The organism is Nonomuraea sp. NPDC050451 (genome assembly GCF_044458585.1).
Genome location: NZ_JBITHZ010000049.1, coordinates 72,351 through 79,696 on the forward strand (window position 1 = coordinate 72,351; position 7,346 = coordinate 79,696).

The 7,346-nt window shown below is 68.5% G+C and carries 6 protein-coding genes and 2 pseudogenes; 4 read left to right on the forward strand and 4 right to left on the reverse strand.

Annotation, left to right across the window (positions count from 1 at the left end; translation table 11 throughout):
• Nucleotides 1-83: 83 nt before the first annotated feature.
• Together ACIBI9_RS60840 and ACIBI9_RS60845 are read left to right on the forward strand one after the other, a co-directional pair.
• Nucleotides 84-1,402, forward strand: a pseudogene (locus ACIBI9_RS60840) (transposase); the annotation flags it as partial.
• A gap of 232 nt (nucleotides 1,403-1,634) precedes the next feature.
• Nucleotides 1,635-2,432, forward strand: a complete 798-nt coding sequence (locus ACIBI9_RS60845; protein WP_397237134.1) for a maleylpyruvate isomerase N-terminal domain-containing protein — start codon at nucleotides 1,635-1,637, stop codon at nucleotides 2,430-2,432.
• A gap of 172 nt (nucleotides 2,433-2,604) precedes the next feature.
• Here ACIBI9_RS60845 and ACIBI9_RS60850 read toward each other — a convergent pair whose 3' ends face one another.
• A complete protein-coding gene (locus tag ACIBI9_RS60850) occupies nucleotides 2,605-2,880 on the reverse strand; it encodes a Tn3 family transposase (protein ID WP_397237112.1) in 276 nt (91 codons plus the stop codon).
• Between the two features lie 77 nt (nucleotides 2,881-2,957).
• A pseudogene (locus tag ACIBI9_RS60855) lies at nucleotides 2,958-3,125 on the reverse strand (DUF4158 domain-containing protein); the annotation flags it as partial.
• A 986-nt stretch (nucleotides 3,126-4,111) separates the two neighbouring features.
• On the opposite strand from ACIBI9_RS60855, the gene ACIBI9_RS60860 reads away from it, so the two are divergent.
• On the forward strand, nucleotides 4,112-4,963 hold the full coding sequence (locus tag ACIBI9_RS60860) for an oxidoreductase (RefSeq protein WP_397237114.1): 852 nt from the start codon (nucleotides 4,112-4,114) through the stop codon (nucleotides 4,961-4,963).
• On the forward strand, nucleotides 4,963-5,580 hold the full coding sequence (locus ACIBI9_RS60865; RefSeq protein ID WP_397237116.1) for a TetR/AcrR family transcriptional regulator: 618 nt from the start codon (nucleotides 4,963-4,965) through the stop codon (nucleotides 5,578-5,580). The genes ACIBI9_RS60860 and ACIBI9_RS60865 overlap by 1 nt, the downstream gene beginning before the upstream one ends.
• A 157-nt stretch (nucleotides 5,581-5,737) precedes the next feature.
• Here the strand turns inward: ACIBI9_RS60865 and ACIBI9_RS60870 are convergent, their stop codons facing one another.
• Both ACIBI9_RS60870 and ACIBI9_RS60875 read right to left on the reverse strand, forming a co-directional pair.
• Nucleotides 5,738-6,643: a transposase gene (locus ACIBI9_RS60870; RefSeq protein WP_397237118.1), complete on the reverse strand. Its 906-nt coding sequence runs from the start codon at nucleotides 6,641-6,643 to the stop codon at nucleotides 5,738-5,740.
• Nucleotides 6,644-6,685: 42 nt separating this feature from the next.
• Nucleotides 6,686-7,252, reverse strand: coding sequence for a transposase domain-containing protein (locus tag ACIBI9_RS60875; protein ID WP_397237120.1), 567 nt, complete (start codon nucleotides 7,250-7,252; stop codon nucleotides 6,686-6,688).
• Nucleotides 7,253-7,346 lie beyond the last annotated feature (94 nt).

Genomic DNA, 7,346 nt, shown 5'->3' on the forward strand with positions numbered 1-7,346 from the left:
CCGCCTGGCAGCTGATGGCCGAGCGGCTGGAGGAGGCCGGGCAGGACGCGAAGCTGTCCTTCGAAGTGCAGCCCAACGGCCGGCTCAAGCTGAACGTGGACCGGCTCGGCGCGCTCGGGGAGTCGAAGTCGCTGCGCCGGCTGCACCGGACGACCGCGGCGATGCTGCCCCGGATCGACCTGCCGGACCTGCTGTTCGAGGTCGACGGGTAGACCAGGTTCCTGGACGCCTTCCTGCACCTGGGCGACGGCCGCACCCGGATGGAGAACCTGAAGACCTCGCTGGTGGCGCTGCTGGGGCCGACGCGTGCAACATCGGCTACACCCCGGTCATCGACGCGAGCGACGAGGCCCTCACCCGGGCCCGGTTGGCGCACGTCGACCAGTACTACCTGCGGTCCGACACGATCGCCGCAGCCAACGGCCGGCTCATCACGGCCCAGGCGCGGGTGCCGATCGTCGCGCACTGGGGCGATGGCCTGCTGGCCTCGGTGGACGGGCTGCGGTTCATGGTCCCCAAGCGCACGATCAGCGCGGGGCCTTCGCCGAAGTACTACCACTTCAAGCGCGGGATCACCTGGCTCAACGCGGTCAACGACCAGGTCGCCAGGATCGGGCAGATGGTCGTGCCGGGCACCCCGCGCGACTCGCTGCACATCCTGTGACACCCTGCTGAACCTGGACGCCGGCGCGCGGCCGGAGATGGTCGCCACCGACAACGCCTCGTACTCCGACATGGTGTTCGGGCTGTTCTCGCTGCTCGGCTACAACTTCTCGCCCCGCTTCCGGGACCTGGCCGATCAGCGGTTCTGGCGCGCCGAGCTGCCCGGGGTGGCCACCGGCGGTTACGGGCCGCTGGACCGCTGGCCCGTAACCGGGTCAACCTAGGCAAGGTGGTCACGCACTGGCCGGACATGCTGCGGGTGGCCGGCTCCCTGGTGACCGGGCAGGTCCGCGCCTACGACCTGCTGCGGATGTTCGGCCGCGAAGGCCGCCCGACGTCGCTGGGGCAGGCGTTCGCCGAGTACGGGCGGATCGGCAAGACCCTGCACCTGTTGCGGGTGGTCGACCCGGTGGACGACACCTACCGGCGGCAGATGAACCGTCAGCTCACCGTCCAGGAGTCCAGGCACAAGCTCGCCCGCGACATCGGCCACGGCAAGCGCGGGCAGATCATGCAGGCCTACCGGACGGGGCAGGAGGACCAGCTCGGCGCGCTCGGCCTGGTGCTGAACGCCGCGGTGCTGTGGACCACCCGCTACCTGGACGCCGCCGTCGCCGAGCTGCGGGCCCTGCCCGCCGACCAGCGCGAGCACCAGGTGCTGGACGAGGACGTGGCCCGGCTGTCCCCGCTGCGGCACGCCAACCTGAACGTGCTGGGCCGCTCCAGCTTCGGCCGTCCGGTCTGTGCCTCAGCTGCCGCACGCGCAGCCGGCGGCGGCCTTCGCCTCGGCCGGGCTCTGGGCCGGGTCGAGGGCTTCCTCGTACGGGGTGCAGCAGGCGGTGGTACCGCAACAGGCCTCCGGTGCGCTGTCGGCGCTCTCTTCTCCGCGGTGGTGAGGGTCCGCCCGCGATGGCGGCTGTGAAAATCGCTGTCCGATTGTCGGAACGCAGTGATAGAGATTCGGGGTGACAATGACACTCGAGTTCCCCGTTCTGCTGCGACTGATCGAGGAACGGTCGACTGCCTTCCGCGCCGCGGTCGCCTCCGCGCCCAGCCTCGACGTACAGGTGCCGACCTGCCCCGAGTGGACGCTGTTCGATCTGGCGCAGCACATCGGCGAGGGGCGCCGCGACTGGGCCGCCACCGTCGCCGCAGGGCCTGCTCCGGCCAAGTCCGCAGCGGAGGGCGCCCCGGCTGCGCCTCGGGAGCGCGAGGCCCTGCTGGCCTGGTTGGCGGAGTCCACGGAGCGACTGGTGGACGCATTGCGGAAGGCCGGCCCGGATCGCGGTTGCTGGACGTGGTGGGGGACGTCGCAGTCGCCGCAGACCTCCGGTGCCGTAGCTCGGCACCAGCTCCAGCAGATGGCGGTGCACACGTACGACGCCCAGATCACCGTAGGTGCCCCGCAGCCGCTGCCGGACGAGGTGGCGCTCGACGGTGTCGACGAGTTCCTGTCCACCTGCGTCGCAACGACAAGTGCCTGGCCGCACAAGCCCGCTGCCGTCGACTTCCACGCCTCCGAGGGCCGCTCCTGGCGCCTCTCGCTCTCCGCCGACGGCGCACGGACCGCCCGCCTCCCCGGGCCCGGCACCATGCCGGCCACCGCTGCCGGCCAGGACCCGAACGCGGCCGCCGCCTCCGCCTCCGCTCGGGGCACGGCCAGCGAGCTGGTCCTCATCCTGCATGACCGTATCCCGATCAACTCCCTGAAGCTCGACGGCGACCAACGTCTCTTCGAGCAGCTCAGCGCCTGGGACCCGGATGAGTAGGACGTGACGATGCGCCACCTCGTACGCCCCGGGGCATGCCTCCCGCCAACGGCTACAACCACGCCGTGGTGGCCTCGGGGCCGCGGGGGAGCAGACCGTCACGGCTGCGAAGCGGCTGACCAAGGCGGCGGCTCACAAGCTGATCGGTGCGCCTGGTCGGCACCTGACGCCGTCAGTTCCCAGCGTCGTCCTCGTCGTCATCGAGTCCGGCCGCGTCCGGGTCGCGCAGCGGGCGCAGGGTGCCGCCCGCCGGCTGGGTGGGGGTGAAGCTGCAGCGGCCCAGGACGTTGAGGTTCTTGTGCTTGAGCGGGGACAGCCGGGCCACGTCCTCATCACGGATCTCATGACCCTCCGCGCGAAGCTGGACGACGGCGGCGTCGATGTAGCGGGTCGTCCAGAGCACCACGGCGTTCAGGACCAGGCCGAGTGAGCCGAGCTGGTCCTCCATCCCGTCCCGGTACGCCTGGTGGCCTTCTTGCCGTGGCAGATGTCGCGGGCGAGCTTGTGCCGGGACTCCTGGACGCACATCTTGAGAGCGAAGCCGAGCCGGTTGTGATCACCACGCCGCTTCGCGATCAGCTTCCGGTCCTCGTCATCGAGGAAGAAGAACCGCTCCAGCTCGGGCCTCGTCGGCTCCTCGGCGAACTTCCCGTTCGCCTCAGCCTGTTCATCAGTCAGAAATTCCACCGGCATGCGGCGGACGGTAGCCAGCCCCCGCCAGCGATCGAAGAGCTTCCGGAAACCCCCGCAATAGCCCGATCGCCTGTGCTAGACGACCAAGATCCACTGCTTAGCGCCAACGGCTGTACCGCTGGTCCCCAACGCCGGCTACCGCCAATATGCCGGTCGTCCTGCCCGGTGGCCTGGCTCCACGGAGTGACAGCAGTTCAGCCGGGGGTGAGGCTTTGCGCTAACGGCTGTCCCGTTGATCCTCGAGGCCGGAGTTCTACCACCGCGCCGGCATCGCAGACCTCCTGTCACCCACCGCCTCACTCTGAATCCCAACACGAGAGGAAACCGACATGCCATTCGCCAACCTCAAGGTGCCCGCCGACACCCTGACCCCCGAATTAAAGAAGAAGCTCATCGACGCCTACGCCGAAACGGGCCCGAGCCACCACCCTGGTCCTCCTGGAGGAGGTTCCGGACGGCGGCTGGGGCCTGGGCGGCAACCTCCTCACCGCCGAAATGCTCGGTCGAAGCTGACCCATCCGTGGTCCGGGCCGAACACCCCTCACCCGGCCCGGACCCACCCCTCGGCACACCGCCCGCCGCCGAGCAGCGCGTCACTTCGCCTTCCACCTGCGGCAAGAGCGCCACCGCGTCCACCAAACCCGCTACCAGCACAAACTCGCTCTCGGAGCGTGATCAGACCAGTCCCTCTATCAGAGCCGCACCCAAGTAGGGGGCAGTACGAGAGAAAGGGACAGTCATGTGGCTGACCAGGGCGATCACCCAGCCCTGCCCAGTGTAGGTTCCGCGGCTCGGTGTCAGGTGGCAAGCATCTGGACCTGCGCTTGGTGGAGAGTCCGGATGATCTGTCGGTTGTGCGGGTCCGCGTGGGCGAGACGACGCTATGAGCACCGCCAGAATCTACATCACGACGAGAAAAATCGACGTCGTGTAGAATCAAAGGTGAAGGAGCAGTTCAGCTCCTTGCGAGTCTTCTCTGGAGAACGATGCAGAAGCAGAAATGGCTTATCACCGGCGTCAGCACGGGCCTCGGACGCGCCTTCGCCCAAGCCGCCCTGGCCGCCGGGCACACCGTCGTCGGCACGGTCCGCTCCGAGGAGGACCTGCGGGCCTTCGAAGGGCTCCAACCCGGAGGGTACGCTCACGGCCGCATCCTGGACGTGACGGACGACGACGCAGCCTCGAGCGTGGTGGCGGAGGTGGAGCAGAGCGTCGGCCCTCTGGACGTCGTCGTCGCCAACGCCGGCTACGGCCTGGAGGGCACCTTCGAGGAAACCCCGCTGGCCGAGGTGCGGCGGCAGTTCGAGGTCAACGTATTCGGGACAGTGGCCACCCTGCAGGCAGCACTGCCCCACATGCGCCGGCGCGGCCGCGGACACCTGATGGCCGTCACCTCCATGGGCGGGCTTATGGCGGTGCCCGGCATGTCCGCCTACTGCGGCAGCAAGTTCGCCCTGGAAGGGATCCTCGAGGCACTGGGCAAGGAGGTTGCACAGTTCGGGATCCACGTCACGGCGATCGAGCCCGGTTCCTTCCGCACCGACTGGGCCGGACGGTCCATGACACGCGCCGCGCGGACCATCGACGACTACGACGAGCTGTTCAATCCCATCCGCGAAGCGCGGCAGAAGGCCAGCGGGAACCAGTTGGGCAATCCGGTTAAGGCCGGGGAGGCCGTCGTGCACATCGCGTCGGTCGACCGGCCGCCGGCCCACCTCGTCCTGGGCTCGGACGCGCTGCGACTGGTCACCGCCGCGCGCGCGGCTGTGGACGAGGACATCCGCGTATGGGAGGCGCTGTCCCGTACGACCGACTTCGCCGAGGGTGCTCAGCTCTGATGCCCGGCCACCACCACCCCGCGCGGAGCCGGCGCACCACCGAACGCAAGGGCGATGTCCGGGAGCGGGCCATTCTGGACACCTGCGAAGCCCTACTGGCGCAAAAAGGCTACGACACCATGACCGTCGGCGACATCGCCCAGGGCGCCGGCATCACACGCGGCGCCCTGTACTTCTACTTCGGCTCCAAGCAGGAAGTGGTCGCGGCACTCGTGGCCCGGACCGTCGAGCACCTGTGGGAGCGGTCCCGGGTCACCGCGCAGACCGAGGAGCCGCGCCAGGCCATCGCAGCAGCCATGCGGCGCACGGTCGAGCTGTGGAACGAGCACGGTCCGGTCTTTCGTACGGCGATCGACCTGTCGTTGACCGTGCCGGAGATCGGCGAGCTCTGGAGCCATACAGCTGACTTGTTCATCACGGCCATCACCGCCGTCCTGGAGCGAGCCGGCGTTCAGGCGGGCAACGAACCAGAACAAGCGTCAGCGATGGCACGCGCCCTGTGCTGGATGATCGAGCGGACCTTCTACCACGCCTCGCAAGAGGCCCGCGAGAAGTTGCAACAGGCATCTGCGACCTGTGAACACATCTGGCTGATCAGCGCCGGCCTGACCGCCTGACGCATCTGGCATGGACGTCGCCGCGGCCGCGTCCGCCTGAAGCGGGTCGGGGGCGGACCCGCCGTCAGCGCTGAGAATGATCGCGGCGAGGGTGCGGGGCTCGTGGCTAGCCGCCACGCTGTTTCATAGGCGAGGCCCAATGCCGCGAAGTTAACGATCACGGGGCCGTGTCCAGAGCGGTTGAGTGCGCGATCCGGTAGATGCCCGGAGCAGTCTTGGTGAGTCTGCCCCGACGGGCCCAGGCGGACATCTGGACGTAGAAGCTGTGGAGGTTCTGCTTACCGGTGATACCGAGGGCGGCGGCGATGTCCTGGGCTCGTCGTGGGCGTTCCGGAGTCTGCTGCAGGATTGCCTGGGCTTTCTGCCAGCGGCTTTGAGCGGGTGTGGCGCCTTTGGCCTGGTCGGTAGGTCGGGATTGGCGGTGCCGCTGAACTGGTGAGGCGGGCTGGGGCTTCTTCTGCGGGTCAGCTGGGGGTTTGGGCTGCTGGATGGCGACTTCCACGGAGGCGATGTCAGTGCTGGTCGCTGGCCTGTTGTCGTCAGCTCGGCGGTTCCATGTGCCGTAGCGGGAAACGCCGGCTTTGACGATCCGGGCACTGAAGCGCGCTCGTCGTGGTGGGAGGAGGTCGGCCAGGACAGCTGTGGCAATGTGCCCGATCGAGTCGCCTTTGCCGCCTGTGGCGGGCATGAGGATGCCGGTAGCGGTGGTGACAGTGACCCGGGCGGCTTCGAGCGCGATGGTGAAGGACGCACGGTCGGGATCAGCACCGGAGCGCGTCTCCACGGCGGTGACCATGGTGTGCCGGACCGCCTGGTAGAGCGTAAGCAGGGCCCATACCTCCTGCTCGATGCCGACGGGATCCTTGGAGCGCAGCACCCGGCCGCGAAGGAGCGTGTGGCGCAGCGCGAAGAAGGCCGACTCGATCTCCCAGCGTTCGTGATAGAGCTGCACGAGCGCGGCGGCGGGATCCGCGCGGTGGTCGGTCAGCGTGGTGAGCAGCCGATACAGGCCCGTGGTTGTACTCCCGTCGGATCCGGTCACCCTGATCTCGGCCTCGATCACGGAGTCGGAGCCCATCGATCCGGGTGAGATAGGAGCCGTCGCTCAGCATGGCCAGCACGGGCAGGCGTCGCCGGGATCGGCAGCGGGCCAGGAACTGGCACCCGGTGCCGGCCACAGCTTGCAGGAAGTAGTTGCTGTCGAAGCCGCGGTCGGCCAGCAGCAGCATGTCGCGGTTGAGCAGGTGCAGCAGCCGAGAGGCGTAGGCGGTCTCGTGGGTATCGGGTGGGCCATCCTGTTGCGGAGCTTGCCGAGCCAGCCGCGGTTACGTTCGTGGTCGGGGACTTTTAGCGAGCCGCACCCGTCCATGGCGACGGTCCGCCATCGCCGGTATCGAGTCCCAGGCGTGAACAGATGCGCCAGCGGGACCGCCAGCGTCTCGAACAGCGCCTTCAGCGGGGCCGCACCGATCCGGCGTCGCAGGTCCCGCAGGGCCTTCTCCGACGGGATCACCACCGCCAGACCGGCCAGGCCACAGATCAGCTTCTGCCACACCAAGCGGGCACCTACCTGTCCGAACAGTTTCAGCGCAAGAACGAAGTAGACCCCGACCCGGGACGGCAGAACCCGCAGGCGGCGCTCGGTCCGACCGGTCTCAGCAAGGGGTGCCAAACTGGCGACCTCGCGTAATCAAGTGTCGCGTGTTCGCGCCCTCTGGAACTGCAAAGGTCACACGACGTAGTAGCCAGCGGATGAGTGGGGCCGC

Bases quoted from the DNA above. Each gene is read 5' to 3' on its own strand.
- ACIBI9_RS60860 (WP_397237114.1), top strand. From the start codon at position 4,112: ATGCAGAAGCAGAAATGGCTTATCACCGGCGTCAGCACGGGCCTCGGA.
- ACIBI9_RS60850 (WP_397237112.1), bottom strand. From the start codon at position 2,880: ATGGAGGACCAGCTCGGCTCACTCGGCCTGGTCCTGAACGCCGTGGTG.
- ACIBI9_RS60845 (WP_397237134.1), top strand. From the start codon at position 1,635: ATGACACTCGAGTTCCCCGTTCTGCTGCGACTGATCGAGGAACGGTCG.
- ACIBI9_RS60865 (WP_397237116.1), top strand. From the start codon at position 4,963: ATGCCCGGCCACCACCACCCCGCGCGGAGCCGGCGCACCACCGAACGC.